General features: G+C 70.1%; 22 protein-coding genes. 13 read left to right on the top strand and 9 right to left on the bottom strand.

Annotation, left to right across the window (positions count from 1 at the left end):
* Window positions 1-45 precede the first annotated feature (45 nt).
* Window positions 46-558: a DUF3093 domain-containing protein gene (locus tag AC3EO7_RS27015; protein ID WP_435592733.1), complete on the top strand. Its 513-nt coding sequence runs from the start codon at window positions 46-48 to the stop codon at window positions 556-558.
* Window positions 559-613: 55 nt separating this feature from the next.
* On the opposite strand, the gene AC3EO7_RS27010 is transcribed toward AC3EO7_RS27015, so the two are convergent.
* Window positions 614-916, bottom strand: a complete 303-nt coding sequence (locus AC3EO7_RS27010; RefSeq protein WP_067779587.1) for a DUF4193 domain-containing protein — start codon at window positions 914-916, stop codon at window positions 614-616.
* Window positions 917-1,292: 376 nt separating this feature from the next.
* Between AC3EO7_RS27010 and cei the strand changes: the two genes are divergently transcribed.
* Window positions 1,293-1,976, top strand: coding sequence for an envelope integrity protein Cei (cei, locus tag AC3EO7_RS27005; RefSeq protein WP_431970892.1), 684 nt, complete (start codon window positions 1,293-1,295; stop codon window positions 1,974-1,976).
* Between the two features lie 86 nt (window positions 1,977-2,062).
* On the opposite strand, the gene AC3EO7_RS27000 is transcribed toward cei, so the two are convergent.
* The gene (locus tag AC3EO7_RS27000) at window positions 2,063-2,977 is read right to left on the bottom strand and encodes an inositol monophosphatase family protein (RefSeq protein ID WP_431970891.1); all 915 of its coding nucleotides are present in this window, start codon (window positions 2,975-2,977) and stop codon (window positions 2,063-2,065) included.
* A gap of 169 nt (window positions 2,978-3,146) precedes the next feature.
* On the opposite strand from AC3EO7_RS27000, the gene ppgK reads away from it, so the two are divergent.
* The 4 genes from ppgK to AC3EO7_RS26980 all read left to right on the top strand — a co-directional run bounded on the left by ppgK (window position 3,147) and on the right by AC3EO7_RS26980 (window position 7,845).
* On the top strand, window positions 3,147-3,905 hold the full coding sequence (gene ppgK, locus AC3EO7_RS26995; protein WP_435592732.1) for a polyphosphate--glucose phosphotransferase: 759 nt from the start codon (window positions 3,147-3,149) through the stop codon (window positions 3,903-3,905).
* Between the two features lie 222 nt (window positions 3,906-4,127).
* Window positions 4,128-5,510 (top strand): RNA polymerase sigma factor, encoded by a 1,383-nt coding sequence (locus AC3EO7_RS26990; protein WP_431970889.1) that lies wholly within the window; start codon window positions 4,128-4,130, stop codon window positions 5,508-5,510.
* Between the two features lie 251 nt (window positions 5,511-5,761).
* Window positions 5,762-6,889, top strand: coding sequence for an MHYT domain-containing protein (locus AC3EO7_RS26985; RefSeq protein ID WP_435592731.1), 1,128 nt, complete (start codon window positions 5,762-5,764; stop codon window positions 6,887-6,889).
* Between the two features lie 206 nt (window positions 6,890-7,095).
* Window positions 7,096-7,845, top strand: a complete 750-nt coding sequence (locus tag AC3EO7_RS26980) for a rhomboid-like protein (protein ID WP_431970887.1) — start codon at window positions 7,096-7,098, stop codon at window positions 7,843-7,845.
* On the opposite strand, the gene AC3EO7_RS26975 is transcribed toward AC3EO7_RS26980, so the two are convergent.
* The 3 genes from AC3EO7_RS26975 to AC3EO7_RS26965 are packed head-to-tail and all read right to left on the bottom strand — an operon-like array spanning window position 7,842 to window position 9,786.
* A complete protein-coding gene (locus AC3EO7_RS26975) occupies window positions 7,842-9,023 on the bottom strand; it encodes a cation:proton antiporter (RefSeq protein WP_431970886.1) in 1,182 nt (393 codons plus the stop codon). The genes AC3EO7_RS26980 and AC3EO7_RS26975 overlap by 4 nt on opposite strands.
* Before the next feature lie 3 nt (window positions 9,024-9,026).
* Window positions 9,027-9,509, bottom strand: coding sequence for a cation:proton antiporter regulatory subunit (locus tag AC3EO7_RS26970; protein WP_431970885.1), 483 nt, complete (start codon window positions 9,507-9,509; stop codon window positions 9,027-9,029).
* A 25-nt stretch (window positions 9,510-9,534) separates the two neighbouring features.
* Window positions 9,535-9,786, bottom strand: coding sequence for a hypothetical protein (locus tag AC3EO7_RS26965; RefSeq protein WP_435592730.1), 252 nt, complete (start codon window positions 9,784-9,786; stop codon window positions 9,535-9,537).
* Between the two features lie 47 nt (window positions 9,787-9,833).
* Between AC3EO7_RS26965 and AC3EO7_RS26960 the strand changes: the two genes are divergently transcribed.
* Window positions 9,834-11,075, top strand: coding sequence for a sensor histidine kinase (locus AC3EO7_RS26960; RefSeq protein WP_435592729.1), 1,242 nt, complete (start codon window positions 9,834-9,836; stop codon window positions 11,073-11,075).
* Between the two features lie 173 nt (window positions 11,076-11,248).
* Window positions 11,249-11,896, top strand: a complete 648-nt coding sequence (locus AC3EO7_RS26955; RefSeq protein WP_431970882.1) for a response regulator — start codon at window positions 11,249-11,251, stop codon at window positions 11,894-11,896.
* 9 nt (window positions 11,897-11,905) lie between these two features.
* On the opposite strand, the gene AC3EO7_RS26950 is transcribed toward AC3EO7_RS26955, so the two are convergent.
* Window positions 11,906-12,265 carry a DUF952 domain-containing protein gene (locus AC3EO7_RS26950; protein WP_431970881.1) on the bottom strand — a complete coding sequence of 120 codons (360 nt, stop codon included), beginning with the start codon at window positions 12,263-12,265 and terminating at the stop codon, window positions 11,906-11,908.
* Between the two features lie 275 nt (window positions 12,266-12,540).
* On the opposite strand from AC3EO7_RS26950, the gene AC3EO7_RS26945 reads away from it, so the two are divergent.
* Window positions 12,541-12,735 carry a DUF7455 domain-containing protein gene (locus AC3EO7_RS26945; protein ID WP_029903635.1) on the top strand — a complete coding sequence of 65 codons (195 nt, stop codon included), beginning with the start codon at window positions 12,541-12,543 and terminating at the stop codon, window positions 12,733-12,735.
* A 130-nt stretch (window positions 12,736-12,865) separates the two neighbouring features.
* On the opposite strand, the gene AC3EO7_RS26940 is transcribed toward AC3EO7_RS26945, so the two are convergent.
* A complete protein-coding gene (locus tag AC3EO7_RS26940) occupies window positions 12,866-13,621 on the bottom strand; it encodes a TetR/AcrR family transcriptional regulator (protein WP_435592728.1) in 756 nt (251 codons plus the stop codon).
* A gap of 325 nt (window positions 13,622-13,946) precedes the next feature.
* Between AC3EO7_RS26940 and AC3EO7_RS26935 the strand changes: the two genes are divergently transcribed.
* Together AC3EO7_RS26935 and AC3EO7_RS26930 are read left to right on the top strand one after the other, a co-directional pair.
* A complete protein-coding gene (locus AC3EO7_RS26935) occupies window positions 13,947-15,620 on the top strand; it encodes a DEAD/DEAH box helicase (protein WP_435592766.1) in 1,674 nt (557 codons plus the stop codon).
* Window positions 15,620-16,168, top strand: a complete 549-nt coding sequence (locus AC3EO7_RS26930; protein ID WP_431970879.1) for a hypothetical protein — start codon at window positions 15,620-15,622, stop codon at window positions 16,166-16,168. Before AC3EO7_RS26935 ends, AC3EO7_RS26930 begins: the two co-directional genes overlap by 1 nt.
* A 7-nt stretch (window positions 16,169-16,175) precedes the next feature.
* On the opposite strand, the gene AC3EO7_RS26925 is transcribed toward AC3EO7_RS26930, so the two are convergent.
* On the bottom strand, window positions 16,176-16,748 hold the full coding sequence (locus AC3EO7_RS26925) for a class I SAM-dependent methyltransferase (protein ID WP_435592727.1): 573 nt from the start codon (window positions 16,746-16,748) through the stop codon (window positions 16,176-16,178).
* A 55-nt stretch (window positions 16,749-16,803) separates the two neighbouring features.
* Here AC3EO7_RS26925 and AC3EO7_RS26920 point away from each other — a divergent pair, with 55 nt between their 5' ends.
* Window positions 16,804-17,583 (top strand): AraC family transcriptional regulator, encoded by a 780-nt coding sequence (locus tag AC3EO7_RS26920; protein WP_435592726.1) that lies wholly within the window; start codon window positions 16,804-16,806, stop codon window positions 17,581-17,583.
* 3 nt (window positions 17,584-17,586) lie between these two features.
* Here the strand turns inward: AC3EO7_RS26920 and AC3EO7_RS26915 are convergent, their stop codons facing one another.
* Window positions 17,587-18,327 carry an SDR family NAD(P)-dependent oxidoreductase gene (locus AC3EO7_RS26915; protein WP_435592725.1) on the bottom strand — a complete coding sequence of 247 codons (741 nt, stop codon included), beginning with the start codon at window positions 18,325-18,327 and terminating at the stop codon, window positions 17,587-17,589.
* A 104-nt stretch (window positions 18,328-18,431) separates the two neighbouring features.
* On the opposite strand from AC3EO7_RS26915, the gene AC3EO7_RS26910 reads away from it, so the two are divergent.
* Window positions 18,432-19,028 carry a TetR/AcrR family transcriptional regulator gene (locus AC3EO7_RS26910; RefSeq protein WP_435592724.1) on the top strand — a complete coding sequence of 199 codons (597 nt, stop codon included), beginning with the start codon at window positions 18,432-18,434 and terminating at the stop codon, window positions 19,026-19,028.
* Window positions 19,029-19,102 lie beyond the last annotated feature (74 nt).

Raw genomic sequence — 19,102 nt, 5'->3', positions numbered from 1 at the left:
GTACCTCGGCGTTCGCCTGGCGGGACGGTGGCCTACTGTTGAGTCGTGTCGGACAGGCCCAACCCTTCGGTGACGGACAACGAGAAGCGGACTCGCGAGCCTTACAGTGAGCGCCTCTGGGTGCCGCTGTGGTGGTGGCCCGTCGCGTTCGGCATCGCCGGGCTGCTCGCCGCCGAAATCCACATGGGCGCACCGGGAATCCGGGCCTGGCTGCCCTACGTTCTGCTGTTCCCGATCCCCGCGTGGGTGCTGTTGTGGTTGAGCCGCCATCGGGTGGCGGTGGCCGAGGACGCCGAAGGGACACCGGAGCTGCGCGCCGATCGCGCCCATCTGCCGGTGAATTTCGTGTCTCGCGCCGCGGTGGTCGCTCCCACCGCCAAGAGTGCGGCTCTGGGCCGCCAGCTCGATCCCGCAGCCTACGTGCAACACCGGCCGTGGATCGGCCCGATGGTGTTGCTGGTCCTCGACGATCCGGACGATCCGACGCCGTACTGGTTGATCAGTACCCGCCGGCCGGAAAAGGTCCTTGCCGCGCTCGGGCTGCCGAGCGCGGGCTGACAGTTATCCCCGGCCGAACCCGGTGGCCCGGCCGCGTTCCGAACTCCGCGGACGATCAGGCCGCGCAATCCATGCAGATCATCTGACCGCCGGCCTCGCTGGCCAGCCTGCTGCGGTGGTGAACAAGGAAGCAGCTGGAACAGGTGAACTCGTCGGCCTGCTTCGGGATCACCCGGACCGAGAGCACCTCCTCGGACAGATCCGCGCCGGGAAGCTCGAACGACTCCGCGGTATCGGATTCGTCGATATCCACGACGGCGGACTGCGCCTCGTTGCGACGAGCCTTCAGCTCCTCCAGCGAATCTTCCGACACATCGTCGGATTCGGTGCGCCGCGGTGCGTCATAGTCGGTTGCCATGTCGTCTTCCCCTCGTCCTTACTCCGTATATCCCGGACCGGCTGCCGACACACCGATTCCTCGCCGGAATCGGGCGTCCACACCGCCCCGCCGGTGGTGCACATCACACGTGCACCGGTCACCTATCAGGGAGGATCACTAGGACCCATACCCGGTAGCGCTCGGTAAACGCAGGACATGCCCTACTTGTTCCCGCGACCGACCACCGATTTCGCCGCTGGTGATTCGATCTGGGCCGCCAGACAATAGCGGACCGCGCGACAAAAGTCGCAATCAAAACACAGCCGAGTCGAAACTGTCGGGGAATCGACACCAACGGTCGAACTCGCCGAGACCTTCCGTACCCCCACCGCGACATTTTCGTAGAGTGTGGCTCGTGGTTTCACTGATCACCGAAGGCAGCGCGTCGGATTCGCAGGGACGACCCTACGCGCGTCGCCACCCCCAGCCCTGGCTCATCATGCTCGGCGTCATGGCGCTGATCTGCGCGATCGTGTGGATCAAGGCGCTGACGACGCAGGACACCGACACCACCGCGATGGCCTGCAGCTCGCCGAGCCCAGCCAGCGATACGGGCGCGTCCCAGGCTCCCGCGCCCAAACTGGGCCAGCGGGTCGGCCCGTCGCGCCTGGAGGACGTGGAACCCGCGCCGCTCGCAGTGAGCAAGGTGCGCGTGCTCAACGCGAACAACCAGCGTGGCCAGGCCGCGCACGTCGCCGCGCAGCTCGGTGACCTCGGCTTCGCGAGCGCGTCCGGAACCCAGTACGGCAACGATTCCATATACGTCAACGGCGACCTGGAATGCACCGGCCAGATCCGCTTCGGCGTGAACGGCAGGCCCGCCGCGGCGTCGGTGCAACTGGTCGCGCCCTGCGCCGAGCTGATCGAGGATCAGCGCGAGGACGACACCGTGGACTTGGTGCTCGGCTCGCTGTTCCGTGACCTGCGCCCGAGCAACGACGCCGAAGAGGTGCTGCGTTCGCTGAAGAACCCGGCGCCGGGTTCCAGCCCCGCGATCGACACCGACCTGCTCGACGCCGCGCGCACCGCGCACTGCTGACGCCGAACAGCTCGACCACCGACCCCCGGCACGTCACCGGGGGCTGACCGACGGCGAGCCGCGCCACTCACGGGCGCGGCTCGGAATCAACGATCCGGAAGCGGCTCGGTCGCGCCGATTTCCGCCAGCAGCGAGCCGAGTTCCCGTGCGATTCCCGGCGCCGCGGCGACGACGAGATCGCCCGCCGTTCCGGTCGCGGTCGCGGGCGGAAGCGTCAGGCGCGCGCCCGCTTCCGCGGCGATCAACGCGCCCGCACCCCAGTCCCAGGCATGGAGTCCGTGCTCGTAGTACGCGTCGACCCGCCCGGCGGCCACATGGCACAGGTCGAGCGCGGCCGCGCCGAAGCGACGGATGTCGCGTACCCGGGGCAGCACCTGCGCGACCAGTTCGGCCTGCCGAGCGCGCCGGTGCGTGCCGTAACCGAATCCGGTGGCCACCAACGACATCGAGACGTCCTCGATCGGATTGCATCGCAGCTGCTCGACCGTGCCGTCGGCGGCCGTGGCCGTCGCGCCGAGGCCGCGCGCGGCGCTGTAGGTCACCGCCCGCGCGACGTCGACCACCGCGCCCGCCACGGACTGTCCGTTGCGCATCGCGGCCACCGAGACGGCGTATCCGGGGATGCCGTAGAGAAAGTTGACGGTCCCGTCGATCGGATCGACCACCCAGTGCACCGCGTCGTCATCGGCGGCCAGGCTGCCGCCGCCTTCCTCGCCGACGATCGGGTCGCCGGGGCGGAGTTCGGCGAGCAGCCCGCGGATCAGCTCCTCGCTCTCGGTGTCGACCACGGTCACCGGGTCGGTGGCGTGACCTTTGGTCTGCACGGCCCCCTCGGCCGCGACACCGGCCGGGCCGAACACTTCGGGGCGGCGGGCGCGCACGTGCGCGGCGGCCCGCTCGGCGAGCTCGACCGCGATGCGGCGCAGTTCGGACGCGGTCTCGCGGGGGTCGGCGGCGGAGTCTTCGGCTACGGGAGTGGTGGATTGCGGCACGCCGCCCATCGCATCACAGATCCTCCGAGGCGCACAGCACCGATCGCGCATTACTCTTGTCGTGCACGACACAGCGCCGTCGTCGGGCACCCCACCGCATCCGCTCCGGCGGCGTCGTGGGCCCGGTGCGGTGGGCGCTGTCATCTCACCGGCCAGCTAAGGGAACGAGGGGTTAGCCATGTCCGCTCGGGGGCACGCATTCGGTATCGACATCGGCGGCAGCGGCGTCAAGGGGGCCGCGGTCGATCTAGCGACCGGCGAGCTGACGCACGAGCGGATAAAGATCGCCACCCCGCACCCCTCGACCCCGCAGGCCGTCGCCGACGCGGTGGCCAAGCTGGTCGCCGAGGCGGACTGGCCCGGCCCGGTGGGCATCACGCTGCCCGCCGTGGTGCTCGACGGCGTGGCACGCACCGCCGCCAACATCGACAAGAGCTGGATCGGCACCGACGCGCGCGCCCTTTTCTCGGCGGCGCTCGGCGGCAGGCCGGTGACGGTGCTCAACGACGCGGACGCGGCCGGACTCGCCGAGGACCGCTACGGCGCGGCGCAGCGATACGACGGGCTGGTGCTGCTGCTGACCTTCGGCACCGGCATCGGCTCGGCGCTGCTGTACAACGGCACGCTGGTGCCCAACAGCGAACTCGGCCACCTCGAGGTCGGCGGCATCGAGACCGAGCACCGCGCCGCGGCCTCGATCAAGGATCGCGACGGCCTCAGCTACGAACAGTGGGCCACGGAGGTCAGCACCGTGCTGATCGGTCTGGAGAACCTGTTCTGGCCGAAAGTGTTCGTCGCGGGCGGCGGCATCAGCCGCGACGCCGACCAGTGGATTCCGTTGCTGACCAACCGGACTCCGGTGGTTCCCGCCCATCTCCGGAACACCGCGGGCATCGTCGGCGCCGCGATGGCGATCGACGCGGGCATCCTCCCGTGACCGGCGTGGCGGTGGTGCGCGGCGACGCGGAAAACGCGCGAGGCGGGCGTGCGACAAGTGGCATCGTGCCGTGAGTACCCTGGTTGGATCGTTACAATGGAACATGCCCGGCGGTGAGCCGGAGAAACCCGACCGGCCCTCCGCCGGTGAAACCCGACAGACCGCTCCGCCGGAACACAACTCTGGCGTGACGCCGCACGAGACCGTCACGAAAGGGCGTACGTGGTAGCCACGACCCGTCAGACCGCCGAATCGGCCGACGCCGACTCCACAGATGTAACCGCAGCACGGCCGGTCCGCAAGGCTGCCGCCAAGAAGGCACCGGCCAAGAAGGCTGCGGCCAAGAAGGCGCCCGCGAAGAAGGCCGCGGCCAAGAAGGCCCCCGCGAAGAAGGCCGCCACCAAGAAGGTAGGCCCCGACGGCGAGCCCGGCGCCGAGGAGGCGCCGGAGGACGAGGTCGATCTCGAGGATCTGGACGATCTGGAGGTCGACGAGAGTGATCTCGCCGACGACGCGGACCTGGCGGACGACACGGCCGAGGACGCCGCCGAGGACGACGAGGAAGAGTCCGAAGCCGAAGGCACCGAGGAGCCGACGGCGAAGGACAAGGCCTCCGGCGACTTCGTCTGGGACGAGGAGGAGTCCGAGGCGCTGCGCCAGGCGCGCAAGGACGCCGAGCTCACCGCCTCCGCCGACTCGGTGCGCGCCTACCTCAAGCAGATCGGCAAGGTCGCGCTGCTCAACGCCGAGGAGGAGGTCGAGCTCGCCAAGCGGATCGAGGCCGGTCTCTACGCGGCGGAGAAGGTGCGCGAGTTCGCCGAGGCGGGCGAGAAGCTGCCCGTCGCGATGCGCCGCGATTTCAACTGGATCGTGCGCGACGGCAACCGGGCCAAGAACCATCTGCTCGAGGCCAACCTGCGACTGGTCGTGTCGCTGGCCAAGCGCTACACCGGTCGCGGCATGGCGTTCCTGGACCTGATCCAGGAGGGCAACCTCGGTCTGATCCGCGCGGTGGAGAAGTTCGACTACACCAAGGGCTACAAGTTCTCGACGTACGCCACCTGGTGGATCCGGCAGGCCATCACCCGCGCCATGGCCGACCAGGCCCGTACCATCCGCATCCCGGTGCACATGGTCGAGGTCATCAACAAGCTCGGCCGCATCCAGCGCGAGCTGCTCCAGGATCTGGGCCGCGAGCCCACCCCGGAAGAGCTGGCCAAGGAAATGGACATCACGCCGGAGAAGGTGCTGGAGATCCAGCAGTACGCGCGTGAACCCATCTCGCTGGACCAGACCATCGGCGACGAGGGCGACAGCCAGCTCGGCGACTTCATCGAGGACTCCGAGGCCGTCGTCGCGGTCGACGCGGTGAGCTTCACCCTGCTACAGGATCAGCTGCAGTCGGTGCTGGAGACGCTGTCCGAGCGCGAGGCGGGCGTGGTCCGGCTGCGCTTCGGCCTCACCGACGGCCAGCCGCGCACCCTCGACGAGATCGGTCAGGTGTACGGGGTCACCCGTGAGCGCATCCGTCAGATCGAGTCCAAGACCATGAGCAAGCTGCGCCACCCCAGCCGCTCCCAGGTGCTGCGCGACTACCTGGACTGATCACCGCACGGACCTTCGGGCCCGCATCCCTTGTGCCGCTTGCCTTTCGGCGGCGGAACGGGGATGCGGGCCCGTTGTCGTTCCGGGCGTTTCGCGAGAGTCCGTGCCTCCTACCACTTTCCAAATGGAATCAAACCTGAAAGTGATCCAAAACACTGACAGGAACACGGCTTCGCGAGCCCGGCTGCCGTACAGTCTGACGCACAAGTTTTTCAACGCCGGGCGGTCTCGGCCCAGCCATGGGGATTCACGTGCTCGACATTCACCACTTCAGTTACGGGTGGTTGACGCCGCTGCTGGCCTACATCATGTCCTTCACCGGGTCGCTGCTCGGCTTGCAGTGCGCCGCGCGGGCCCGGGCTGCCGAGGGCAGAGCAGGCTGGCTGGTACTGGCCGCGTTCGCCATCGGCGGCACCGGGATCTGGGTCATGCATTTCATTGCGATGCTTGGCTTTTCGATCCGCGGCGCGGAGATCCGCTACGACGTGCCGCTCACTTTGCTCAGCGCGGCGACCGCGATCGTCGTGGTCGGCATCGGTCTGTTCGTCGTGGTCACCCCGCGGCCGACGCTGATCGCGCTGCTCGCGGGCGGCGCCGTCACCGGCCTCGGCGTGGCGGCCATGCACTACATCGGCATGTTCGCGATGAAGTCGAGCGCGACCATCAGCTACAACCTGCCGATGGTGGTGCTCTCGGTGGCGATCGCGGTGATCGCGGCGACGGTGGCGCTGTGGTTCACGTTGCGGGTCAACGGTTTTCTGGCGACCACCGGCGCGGCCGGGATCATGGGTCTGGCCGTGTGCGGTATGCATTACATCGGCATGGCCTCGATGCACGCGCACAGCGCAGGCCACGGCGGGCCGGTCGCGGGCACGGGGGCGATGCAGTTGCTCGCGCCGTTGATCGTCGGCATCAGCATCGTGACGATGCTGCTGCTGATCGCGGTGAGTCTCACCTCGATCGAGCACGACATCGACCTGCCGCCGCTACGCGCGGCCGCCATCCGTCCGGCCGCCGAAGACGTCGCGCCGACGCCGCCCGCGCGCCGTGCCCCCACGCGAGCCGTCACCGAGAACCTCGCCCCCACACCGTCGGTCGCCGTGCGCCCCGCGGCCGAGAACCTCGCACCCACACCGCCGCCGACCATCGAGCGTCCTGCCACCGAGAACCTCGCCTCGATACCGCCGGCCACGGTGCGCCCCTTCGCCCAGAACCTCGCGGCGTCGCCCCCGCTGGGCACGGTCACCGCGGAGAACGTCGCGCCGACGCCGCCGCCCCGCCCGGAACCGCGACCGGAATCGGCTCCCGCCTCCGTCGCACCGATCAACGGGACACCGTACTGGCCGACGACCCGCGACGTTCCGCGCCGGGGGCAATAACCGCCAGGGTCGAGCCGCATACCAACCCCGGTCGCGACAGGCGCGCAGCGCACATCGGGCCCGGCGGCCAGAACGCGCACCGGCACGGGCGGAAGCACAACAGCTGTCGCCGACGCACGCACGGCCGTCGCCCACCGTGGCCACACGCGGGCTCGACGGCGCGCGTCCTGCGCATCCGACGGCCGGGCACCCGGCAGACTGCTTGTGTGGCAGCCACTCCGATCAGCGCGCCGTGGGTCCGGACCGTCGACCTCGGCGACGAGCTGCGGAAGGGCATCGAAGGACTGCGTCGCCCGCACCTGCCGCGCCGCGTGATCCCGGCGATCCGGCGGCATCTGGGGGCCGCGCCCGCGAGTACCGCGTACGCCTTCACCCTCTTCGTCACCTGGTGGACACTGCGCGGCGTCGGCGAGGCGGTCGAGCATCGGCTGATCCTGTCCGCGTCCACAAATCTCGCCAATATGCGGCGCGATCCGGTGCAGGTGCTGGTGGCGTCGGCGTTCTGGACCGAGGGCGATTTCCCGTGGCTGACCATCCTCGAGTTCCTCGTGGTGATGGCGGCCGCCGAGCGCTGGCTCGGCACCGGCCGCTGGATCCTGTTGTTCGCCACCGGGCACATCGGCGCCACGCTGCTCACCGTCACCGGCATCGCCTACGCCATCGATCGCCGCCTCATTCCGGTGCGCGTGGCCATCGCCCCTGATGTCGGCGCCAGCTACGGGTTCACGGCGGTGCTGGCCGCGATGGCGTTCCGGTTCCGCGGGCCCGTCCGGCTGGTCTGGGCGGCGGTGCTCGTCGGTGTGCTCGTCGCGGCGATCTGGATCGGGCCGACCTTCACCGATTACGGCCACCTGTGCGCGGCCCTGATCGGCCTCGCGGTCGGCGGAATCGCCACCGCGTTCTGGACTCGCGTCGAGCGCCGCCGCGCCGCGGCATCGAACGCCGAGGCCGACTAGGCGGCGACCGCGGGGCCGGGTTCGGGTCGCACCAAGTGCACCAGCGGCTCCACCACCCGCGCCGCGACCGGGCCGAGCACCGCCATCAGCAACACATAGGCCGAGGCCAGCGGGGCCAGCTCGCTCGCGACCGCGCCCACGCTCACCGCCAATCCCGCGATGACGATCGAGAATTCACCGCGCGCCACCAGCGTCGCCCCCGCCCTTGCCCTGCCCATCCGCCTGATGCCTTGCCTGCCCGCGGCCCACCACCCGGTCGCGACCTTGGTCACCGTGGTCACCACGGCCAGCAGCACCGCCCAGCCGAGCACCGGCGGGATCGCGCGCGGGTCGGTGCTCAACCCGAAGGCCACGAAGAAGATGGCCGCGAACAGATCCCGCAGCGGCTCCAGCAGTTTCGCGGCCTGGTGCGCCGTCGATCCGGAGATCGCGATGCCGAGCAGGAACGCGCCGACCACTGCCGAGACGTTCAGCGCCGAGGCGGCGCCCGCCACCAGCAGCGTCGCGCCCAGCAATTTGAGCAGGAACACCTCGTTGTCGGAGCTGTCCACGATCGACGACACGTGGCGGCCGAACCGCAGCGCCACCAGCAGCACCAGGGTGACCGTCACCATCGCGAGGGCGAGCGACCGCAGTCCGCTCAGGAAGCTCAGCCCCGCGAGGATGGTGGTGAGGATCGGAAGGTACACCGCCATGGCCAGGTCCTCGAACACCAGAATCGAGAGCACGACCGGGGTTTCGCGGTTACCGAGCCGCCCTAGATCGTTGAGAACCTTGGCGACGATGCCCGAGGAGGAGATATAGGTGACGCCGCCCATGGTGATCGCGCCGACGGCGCCCCAGCCGAGCAGCAGCGCCACCACCACGCCGGGGATCGCGTTGACGACGATGTCGACCAAGCCAGCGGGCCAGGACCGCCGCAGACCGGTCATCAGCTCGGCGGCGGTGTATTCCAGGCCGAGCAACAGGAGCAGCAGCACCACGCCGATCTCGCCCGCGACATGACCGAATTCGTTGGCCTCGGCGAGGTCGATGAACCCGCCCGACCCGAACGCCAATCCCCCCAGCAGATAGAGCGGGATCGGCGACATGCCGAATCGTCCCGCCACCCGCCCCAACATGCCTAGAGCGAAGAACACCGCTCCGAGCTCGAGGAAAGCGAGTGCGGTCGCGCTCACGGGTCAACCGTGCGAGAGGATCTTCGCGGCGGCGTCCAAGCCGTCGGGGGTGCCTACCACTACGAGCAGATCGTCTGCGGCGAAGGTGAAATCGGGCCCGGGCGAGGGGTGCAGCTGACCGGCGCGCATCACCGCGACGATCGAGACCTTGGTTCGAGTGCGCATCGCCGTCTCGCCGAGGGTGCGGCCCTCGTAGGGCGACTCGTCGGCGATCGGCAGCTGCCGGGTGGTGATGCCCGGCAGGTCGCGATGGTCCTCACGGAGCGAGGCCACCAGTTGCGGAGCGCCGAGCAGGTTGGCGAGCACCGCCGCCTCGTCGCTCGTCAGCGGCACCTGCGCGGCACACGCGTCCGGGTCGTCGAGCTTGGAGACGATCAGATCGATGCCTCCGTCGCGGTGGTCGACCACGCCGATCCGGCGGCCCGACCTGGCCTCGAAGTCTTTGCGTACCCCGATCCCGGGTAGTGCGGTGACGTCGACGTTCACTTGTTCAGCCTAACTCTCTGGGGGGCTAACCAGCGGCAAGGCCGCCGATGGCGCCGCGGACCAGAACGATGCCCGCGATGGCCGGCGCCCACCCGGTCGCGCTGTCGGCGTGCCGGGACAGGAAGGCGTCCAGCCGAGCCGGCAGCGGTTCGATCCTGATGTGCAGCAGCGACCTCCCCGCGATGAGCGCCAGCGCGGGTACCACCATCACAAGGCAGTACCCGGCCGGCAGCGCGACCGAACCTCCGATCGGCGCGTCACCGGACGGCGAACTCATTACTTCGGCGGACCCGCGCGCGCTCGCCCGTGTGCTGTGATGAGGCGGTGAAGCAGTGGCACGCGTTGTCGGCGACCGCGCAGGACGCGCTGGTCGCGGCCTTCGCGTTCGCCTTCGGCGCGTTCCTGTACCTGTCCGGGCTGTACCCGATGGCCGGCGGCGGCACCGACACGTCGCTCGGCGTCCGATTCGGTGTGCTCGCGCTGCTGTGCGCGGTGGCGCTGCTGCGGCGGCGGGCGCCGCTGGCGGCGCTGCTCGCGGGCTTGGTCCCGCTCGGGATCGATCTGGCGCTCGGCGCGACGGTGCCGGTGTGGCTCCTGTACTCGGATCTGATCTACGCGGCCGTCCTGTACGGCACGCGCGCGGTGTCGCGCTGGGTGGCGATCGGCTGCGCCGCGCTGACGACAGTGATCACGGTGGCGGTGTTCGTAACGACCGGCGACTGGCGGGCGCTGGTGCTCGCGGTCGCCGCGGCGGCGGCCTTCGTCGGCACGCCGATCTGGTGGGGGCTGTCGGTGCGGACACACAAGGAGATCGCCGCGGCCGAACGCGCGCGGGTGCAGGCGATGGCGTTGGTGGCCGAACTGGACCGGCGCGCGGCCATCGCCGACGAGCGCAAGACGATGGCGCGCGATCTGCACGATGTCATCGCGGGACACCTCTCGGCCATCGCGATCCAATCCGAGGCGGCGCTCGGCGAGCTGACCCGCCGGGATTCCGACCCCGCGATGGCCGGGATCCTCGGCTCGATCCGTGCCAACAGCGTCAACGCGCTCCAGGAGATGCGCATCATGATCGGTCTGCTGCGCCGCGACGACGGTGCGGAGGACGAGACCGTCGCCCCGCGCACGCTGGCCCAGCTGCCGATCCTGGTGGACGCCGCCCGGTCGGCGGGAACATCGGTGCGCGTTGCCGATTCGCTCGACGGCACGCCGCTGCCCAGCGCGGTGGACCAGGCCGCCTACCGCATCATCCAGGAAGCCTTGACGAATGCGATGAAGCACGCGCCGGGGCAGCGGGTCGACATCGCGGTGCGCGCCGATCCGGCGGCCCTCGACGTCACGGTGCGCAATGCGGCACGCGCCGCGGTGGTTTCGTCCGAGCCCGCGAATTCCGCGGCGGCGCATCGCGGCCTGATGAACATGCGCGAACGCGCCGCCGCACTGGGCGGCAGCTTCACCGCCGGACCGGAAGCCGCAGACTGGACGGTACGCGCCCGTCTGCCACTCGGCATGCCGGAGCAAGGTGCGGGCATGCCGGAGCCGAGCGTCGGCGAGGCGCAGGCATGAGCGAACGCAGTGAGCGAATCGTGTGGCAGCCCCTCCGGGGCATGCCGGAGCCGAGCGTCAGCGAGGCGCAGGCATGAGCGAACGCAGTGAGCGAATCGTGTGGCAGCCCCTCCGGGGCATGCCGGAGCCGAGCGTCAGCGAGGCGCAGGCATGACCCGAACAGCGGAGGTGGCATGACGATTCGCGTGCTGATCGCCGACGATCACGGCGCGATTCGCGCGGGGTTGCGGATGATCCTGAACGGCGCCGACGGCATCGAGGTGATCGGCGAGGCCGCCGACGGTGACATCGCGGTGGCGCAGGCCAAGGCGCTGCGGCCCGATGTGGTGCTGATGGATGTGCGGATGCCCGGCGTGGATGGCATCACCGCCACCGAACGCATCACCGCCGACGCGTTGGCGCGCGTGCTCATCCTCACCACGTTCGACTTGGACGAGTACGTCTTTCGCGCCTTGCGCGCGGGCGCGTCCGGGTTCGTGCTGAAATCCACGTCGGGACAAGCACTCGTCGACGCGGTGCGCGCGGTCGACGCGGGCGACGGGGTGCTGGCGCCGGAGGTCACCCGGGCCGTGATCGCCGCGTTCGCGTCCTCCGTCGCCGACGCCGGACCCGCCGCACCGGACGGCTTCGCCGATCTCACCGAACGCGAACGCGAGGTGCTGGACTGCCTCGGCGACGGCCTGTCGAACGCGCAGATCGCGGCGCGGCTGTTCATCGGGGAGACCACCGTGAAGACCCACGTCTCGCGCGTGCTCACCAAACTCGGTGTGCGGTCCCGTGTTCAGGCCGCCATCCTCGCGCGGCAGGCGCGCGAGCGCTGACCGGCGGGCTCACTCCACCAGCGGTGCGAAGGCTCCGTCCGGGCCCGGCAGATACTCCTCCACCGATGTGACGACGCTGACAGGGAGCGGCCCGTACAGATGCGGGAACAGCATCGACTCCGGGTCCGTCGGCACGCCGGGCTCCCATTTCACCGGATCCACGAGCAGATTCGCGTCGATGCGCAACAGCACCAGATCGCGCCGACCGGCGAAGAGCCGGTTGGCGGGCAGGTGCACCTGCCGCGTAGTGGAAAGGTGAACGAAGCCGACCTCGGCCAACGACGGTGGCCTGCGCTCGCCGGTTTGCCGAGCGTTGCGCCACTCCGGCAAAGTACACAGGTGAACCAGCGTGTGAGTGTCGTAGGTCACGGGTAATCTCCCAACAGACCAACTGGATAGGCGTGTTCGTGGGGTGATCGAGTGCGGTTCGGTCCCCGACCTGGAATGTTCGCCATGAGCGAAATACCAGGTCGTGTTAGAGAAAACACACAGAATCACTTGCGGGAACAATGCCCCCGTCCCGAACGTCTGACAGAGTAGTCATACCACTGCTGGGAAGTAGCGGTAGCGAGCTCGTGGTGAGTGACCACGGGCCCCACACCAGGTGAACGGACTGTAGTGCCGGGAGCCAGGACGGAGGAGTCATGCCAGGAACCCTGACAAGCACCCCACTGACCGCGGTCGATCGTTGCGACCGTTGCGGGGCGGCTGCCCGAGTGCGTGCCGTTCTGCCCGCAGGTGGAGAGTTGCTCTTCTGCCAGCATCACGCGAACGAACACATGGATCGGCTGCGTGAGCTCGAGGCCGTGATCGACACGGAGTCGGCTCCCGCCCTCTGACCGGTTTTCGCTTCCCGACACAACAGCATCGAACAACAGAACATGGCCTACCCGCAGCGGGCGACGAATCGTCGCCTGCTGCGGCATGTTCGACCCACATGTGTTGCACATCACAGTGTTCTGGGTCACATCACTTCGCGTCGAGGTCGGCGAGAATGCCGTCCAGCAGGCGGCCCACCCCGAACTCGAAAGCGCCGTCCGGATCCGCGGGCGCCTGATACCGCTCCCCCACCGCCGCGCCGACCCGCGCCGCGAGGGGAAACTCCTCGACCGGCATGACCCGCGACAGCTCCGGACCGTAACGCTCCCACCACTGCGCGTCGCTCAGCTCCGCGGCGCCACGGGCCGCGGCCACCGCCATCCGCGCGTTCCCGGTGGCGAACTCGGTCAGCACCGCGATCGCCCGGTCCATCGCCAGATCCGTCAGACCGACCCCCTCCAGGGCAGCCAGCTGACGTTCGTAACGCCGCATCCGTCCGGGCCCGAGCACGGCGCGCCAGGGCGACACCTCCAGCAGCCACGGATGCGCGAGCACCTCGGCGCGCACCTGCCGCGCGATCGCGGCGATCCGCTCCCGCACCGGCAGCTCGGCGGGGATGGGCGCGTCCTCGGCGGCGACGGCGTCGACCATCAGCACGGTCAGCGCCTCTTTGCTCGGCACGTAGGTGTACAGGCTCATCGGCCGCAGGCCCAGTTCGGCCGCGACCGCGCGGATCGACACCTTCTCGTACCCGTCGCGATCGGCCAGCGCGACGGCTGCCGCGACAACGGCGTCGACGCTCACCGTCTGCTTCGGCCCGCGCCCGCCCGCGCGCGGCGGCAGCGCCTGGCGCCAGAGCAAGTGCAGCAGCTGTTTCGCCTGATCGTCGTCGCTCTCCTGGGACAAGGGACTCCTCGGAACAAACCCGGTACGGTGTACGTTGTCACGATACTCCGTACGCCATACGATGATCTAGGGGTTCGCTCTGCCCAGCACACAGGCCACCTACCTGCCCGACCGCCATCTCTTCGCGCTGTGGATCTGGACGGGCCACGGCACCGGTCGCGCGCCCACCGGTCTCGGTGATCGCGAGACGCTCGCGCTGGCGGTGCCCACCGGCGCGCGCGGAGCGATCGAGATCACCGAGGTCGACTGCGCGCTGATCCCACCCGCGGAACTCGCCGCACTCGACCTGGGTGCGGTGTCGATCGTGGGGATCACACCGGGAACCATGGGCGCATCCGGCGTCGCATTCGCCGCGACGACCTCGACGCGGCCCGTGACCGAACCGGGCCGCTCGGGGGCGATTCCGACGGAGGCGCTCACCGCGCCCCGGCTGCCCGACGCGGGCGCGTCGCTGCGGGCTTGGCACACCGTGCTGCGCGGCGGCGAACCCGGCAGCACGCTGCCCGCCGCGGCCCACGCGGTCCCGGACGCCGCGGGCACCGCGATCGTGTCCGAGGCCCGCGCGCTGCGCACGCTGCTCGACACCGAGGCGATGGCCGCGAACCTGGCGACCACGCTGCGCGCCGATCTGCGCCCCTATCAGGCGCGCGGGGTCGGCTGGTTGACCGAGACCACCGCGGCCTTCGGCGGCGCGGTGCTCGCCGACGAGATGGGTCTCGGGAAAACCGTGCAGGCCATCGGTTTTCTGCTCGGACGCGCGACCGAGGGCGCGCAACTCGTGGTCTGCCCGACGTCGCTGGTCGGGAACTGGGCGCACGAGATCATTCGCTTCGCACCGGATCTGCGCCCGATCGCCTGGCGCGGCGGCGAGCCGGCCGCGGGCCCCGGTGACGTCGTCGTGGCCGGTTACCCGATCCTGCGGCTGCACGGAGACGTGCTCGCCGAACGCGACTGGGCGAGCACGGTGTTCGACGAGGCGCAGGCGTTGAAGAATCCGCGCACTCAGCTCGCCAAGGCCGCCCGTGCGCTCGCCAGTCCCGCGAAAGTCGCGCTGACCGGCACACCGGTGGAGAACCACCTCGAAGAACTGTGGGCGCTGCTGCATCTGATCGCGCCGCGCCTGTTCGCCCATCGCGGGCAGTTCCGCCGCCGCTTCGTCCGGCCTATCCAGGAGGGTTCGGCCGTGGCCGCGGCCCGGCTGCGCGACACCATCGAACCGGTCGTGCTGGCGCGCAAGAAGTTCCAGGTCGCGGCGGCGCTGCCCGCCAAGATCCACACCGATCTGCTCTGTGACCTGACGCCCGAACAGGAGCAGCTCTACGACCGGCTGCTGGACCGAGCCATCGACGACGGGTTCGGTTCCGGCGCACAACGACAGAGCCGAGTGCTCGCCGCGCTGACCGCGCTCAAGCAGGTGTGCAACCACCCCGGATTGGTGACCGGCGACCTCGCCGAACTACCGGGCCGTTCCGGCAAGCTGGATCTGTGCACCGACATCGTGGCCACCAACCTCGAGACCGATTCGCCGACACTGATTTTCACCCAGTACCGGCAGACCGGTGAACTGCTGGTCCGCCATCTGGCCGAACAGTTCGGCGTCACCGCGCCGTTCTTCCACGGCGGGCTGAGCCAGGCCGAGCGCGCCGCGATCGTGCGCGACTTCCAGTCCGCGGACGGGCCGCCGGTGCTGGTACTGAGCCTGCGGGCGGCGGGCACCGGGCTCACCCTGACCCGCGCCGCCGACGTCGTCCACTTCGACCGCTGGTGGAACCCCGCGGTGGAAGCGCAGGCTTCCGACCGGGCGCACCGCATCGGCCAGACCCGCACGGTCACCATCACCACGCTCACCTCCGGCACCACCGTCGAAGAGCACATCGCGGGCATGCACGACCGCAAATCCGCGCTGACCGACCTCTCGGACTCGGCGGGCATCGCGGCGCTGGCCCGCCTCGACGACGACCAGCTAGTCGAGATCCTGCGGCGGAAGCGAGAGAACTGATGGCGGACAACGAATTCGGCTACACCCCCTGGGGCATGGACTGGGTGCGGCTCGCCGAGCCGCTGCGCCAGACCCGGCCGGAACCGCTGCTGCCCCGCGCCCGCAGCATCGCCCGCAATCAGGGGGTCCAGGCCACCGTCGAAGGCCGCGTCGTGCGCGCCCACATCCATCGCGGCGGTCAGGCCTCGGTGACCCATCTGGAGGTCGCGCCGCTGTCTCGTCAGTCGGTCGCCGCGATCGCCGAAGTGATCCCGGATCCCACTCTGCTGACCGACGAGATGCATCGCGCGCTCGTCACCGCCGGTGTGGCTCCGGCACCGGAGCTCGCGGCCGTCGACTGCTCGTGCTCGGCGCGCACCGATCGCTGCGTCCACGTGCTGGCGACGCTCTACGACATGGCGCGCCGGGTCGACGAGAACCCGCGGCTGGCGCTGGAAATCCGGGGATATTTCGAAGCGGCGCACAACGATTCGGACGTCCGCACCGAACAGCCGCGCTGGACGCCGATCAACACCCTCGACCCCGGCCGCTACTTCGAACCGGCCTGAGAACGGCTCAGGCCGCGGGACGGCGCGCGCGGAAGCGGAAACTCGTCGTCCCCGTCTCGATATCGACGTCGGTGAAGCCGGCGCGGGTCAGTCGCTCGGCCGCGGTGTCCGGGGGCACCGGCACGCAGGTGTCGCCCACGTGCAGCAGCCGGAAACCGCGGCTGTCGAGGCCGTCGCTGCCCGCGAACACCCCGCCGGGGCGCAGCACGCGCAGCGCCTCGGCGAACACCGCGTCCTGCACAGCGGCCGAAGGCACGTGGTGCAGCATCGTGAAACAGACGACGGCGTCGAATGCGCTGTCCGGCAAGGGCATAGCGGCGCCGTCGCCCCCGACGACGGTCATGTCCGCGCCGTGCCTGTCGCGCAGCCGCGCGGCGAGGCCGGGGTCGATCTCGAGTCCGGTGAGAGCGCCGGTGCGCGACGCGAGGGTGCGCACGTTCGCGCCGTAGCCCGGACCGATCTCCAGCGCGGCGGCGCCGAGATCGAGCCCGGTCAGCGCCCACGGCACGATGCGCGTCGCGCTGGTGCGCTCCCAGAGCGCGGATCGGCAGAGCATGCGGTGCAAGAGGTTCATCGGCATGCACTCGACGCTAGGAATCCCCGGCAGCGTTGGCGAGAGGCTACGGTGACACACTGTGTCGCGCAACGGCCAACCCGCGCTGTATCCGGCCCCGTCGGGCCCGACCGCCATGGTGTTCGGCGTCGGCGCGCTGCCCGCCGGACACTGGTTCGACACGCACGCCCACCCGCAGCACCAGATCGCCTGGGCCGCACGGGGAGTCCTGGTCGTCGAGACCGACCACGGGCACTGGGTGCTTCCGCCGACGCGAGCGCTGTGGATTCCCGGCGGCCACCCGCATCGCACCGGCACCGCCGACGGCGCCGCGATGCGCGGCATCTTCCTCGAACCCGATCGCTGCCCGGTCACCTACACCGTGCCGACGATGGTGCGGGTGACCCGGCTGCTGCACGAACTGTTCGATCACCTCACCGCGCCCACGCCTGCCGCGGCCCGCACCGCCGCGCGCCGGGAACGCGCGGAGGCGGTGATCTTCGATCTGCTCGAGCCGGTGGACGTCATCCCGATCGGAGCGCGACAACCCGAGGATCTTCGCGCCAGAGCCGTCGCCGACGCGCTGACCCGCGACCCCGCCGACCAGCGCACGCTGGCGGAGTTCGCCGCCGACGTGGCGACCAGTACGCGCACCTTGGCCCGGCTGTTCCTCGCCGAGACCGGCGTCGGCTTCGGGCAGTGGCGCACCCAGGTCCGCCTGGCCGCCTCGCTGCCGCTGCTCGCGGCGGGCCTGCCGATCGCCAGGATCGCGGGGCGGGTCGGGTACGCCACGCCGAGCGCCTATGTCGCGGCCTTCCGGCGGACCGTCGGCGTCTCGCCGGGCAGCTACTTCACCGGCTGAGCGTCAGGCATTGGCGCCGCTGTCCACGGTGAGCATCGCGCCGGTGATGCTGCGGCCCGCGGGTCCCGCAAGGAACGCCACGGTGGACGCGACGTCGTCGGCGGTCCCGAAGCGGCCGAGTGCGGAGAGACCGACCTGGGTCGGGGCGTGTTCGCCGTCGGCCGGATTCATGTCGGTGTCGGTCGAACCCGGCTGCACCAGGTTCACCGTGATCGAGCGCGGGCCGAGCTCGCGCGCCAGCGCCTTCGTGAATCCGTTGAGCGCCGACTTGCTCAGGTTGTAGAGCGCGAGGCCGCCGAACGGGGCGTGATCGGTGAGATTGGTGCCGATGCTGATGATCCGGCCGCCCTCGGTCATGTGTCCGACGGCGGCTTGGGCGCCGACGAACGCCGCGCGGGCGTGCACGTGCAGCGCCCGGTCGATCTCCTCGACGGTGAACTCCTCGAAGGGCTTGCTCGGGAAGATCCCGGCGTTGTTCACCAGCACGTCGAGCCTGCCCAGTTCCGCGGCGGCGCGGTGCACCGAGTCCGCCACCTCGCCCGCGTCCGCGCTGTCGGCGCGCACGGCGATCGCGCGCCTGCCCAGCGCCTCGACCTCGGCGACCACGGATTTCGCGGCGGTTTCCGCGCTCTGGTAGGTCAGCGCGACGTCCGCGCCCGCGGCGGCCAGTCGCCGGGCGATGGCCGCTCCGATCCCCCTGCTGCCGCCGGTCACCAGTGCCACCTTGCCGGTCAGGTCGGACATCGGTACTCCTCCTTTTTGTGTCGATCAGTACATAAATAGCTAAGCCCACGGCCGCTGCGGCGTCAAGAGGTATATTTAACGATCGACACAGAAAGGAGTCCGCCGTGGCAGAACGGGGTCGTCCCCGGGCCTTCGACCGCTCGATCGCGCTGCGCCGGGCCATGGAGGTGTTCTGGGAGCACGGCTACGAGGGCGCATCGATGAGCGATCTCACCGCCGCGATGGGCATCAACTCGCCCAGCCTGTACGCCGCGTTCGGTGGCAAGGAAGCGTTGTTCCGGGAGGCCATCGAGCTGTACGGCCGCACGGACGGCGGCTACACCGACCGCGCCCTGCGCGAGGAGCCCACCGCCCGCGCCGCCATCGAGGCGATGCTGCGCGACAACGCCGCGGCCTACACGGTCGGGGACAAACCACACGGCTGCATGGTCGTGCTGGCAGGTGCGACCTACACGACCCGCAATACCGGCGTGCGCGACTTCCTCGTCGACAAGCGCAAGGAGACCACCGACCACATCCAGGCGCGCCTGCGCCGCGGGGTCGACGAGGGCGATCTGCCCGCGCAGACCGACACCGCGTCGCTGGCCGCGTTCTACACGACGATGCTCTACGGGCTGTCCATCCAAGCCAGGGACGGCGCGGCGCTGGACGAGCTCACCCGATCCATCGACTGCGCGATGGCGGCCTGGCCCGCGGGTTGAGCGCTACCGATGCGCGGATTCCTCGCCGACGCGCCGTACGTGGCACTTTGCCGACGATGGCGCTTCACCGACGA

The organism is Nocardia sp. bgisy118 (assembly GCF_057708605.1).
This window is presented reverse-complemented; position numbering and strand designations above follow the sequence as displayed.

What these genes read in the sequence shown, in the direction of transcription:
- AC3EO7_RS27010 (WP_067779587.1), bottom strand. Translation starts at nt 916, where the DNA reads ATGGCAACCGACTATGACGCACCGCGGCGCACCGAATCCGACGATGTG.
- AC3EO7_RS27000 (WP_431970891.1), bottom strand. Translation starts at nt 2,977, where the DNA reads ATGGGCGGCGTGCCGCAATCCACCACTCCCGTAGCCGAAGACTCCGCC.
- ppgK (WP_435592732.1), top strand. Translation starts at nt 3,147, where the DNA reads ATGTCCGCTCGGGGGCACGCATTCGGTATCGACATCGGCGGCAGCGGC.
- AC3EO7_RS26965 (WP_435592730.1), bottom strand. Translation starts at nt 9,786, where the DNA reads ATGAGTTCGCCGTCCGGTGACGCGCCGATCGGAGGTTCGGTCGCGCTG.
- AC3EO7_RS26955 (WP_431970882.1), top strand. Translation starts at nt 11,249, where the DNA reads ATGACGATTCGCGTGCTGATCGCCGACGATCACGGCGCGATTCGCGCG.
- AC3EO7_RS26945 (WP_029903635.1), top strand. Translation starts at nt 12,541, where the DNA reads ATGCCAGGAACCCTGACAAGCACCCCACTGACCGCGGTCGATCGTTGC.
- AC3EO7_RS26935 (WP_435592766.1), top strand. Translation starts at nt 13,947, where the DNA reads ATGGGCGCATCCGGCGTCGCATTCGCCGCGACGACCTCGACGCGGCCC.
- AC3EO7_RS26930 (WP_431970879.1), top strand. Translation starts at nt 15,620, where the DNA reads ATGGCGGACAACGAATTCGGCTACACCCCCTGGGGCATGGACTGGGTG.
- AC3EO7_RS26925 (WP_435592727.1), bottom strand. Translation starts at nt 16,748, where the DNA reads ATGCCGATGAACCTCTTGCACCGCATGCTCTGCCGATCCGCGCTCTGG.
- AC3EO7_RS26915 (WP_435592725.1), bottom strand. Translation starts at nt 18,327, where the DNA reads ATGTCCGACCTGACCGGCAAGGTGGCACTGGTGACCGGCGGCAGCAGG.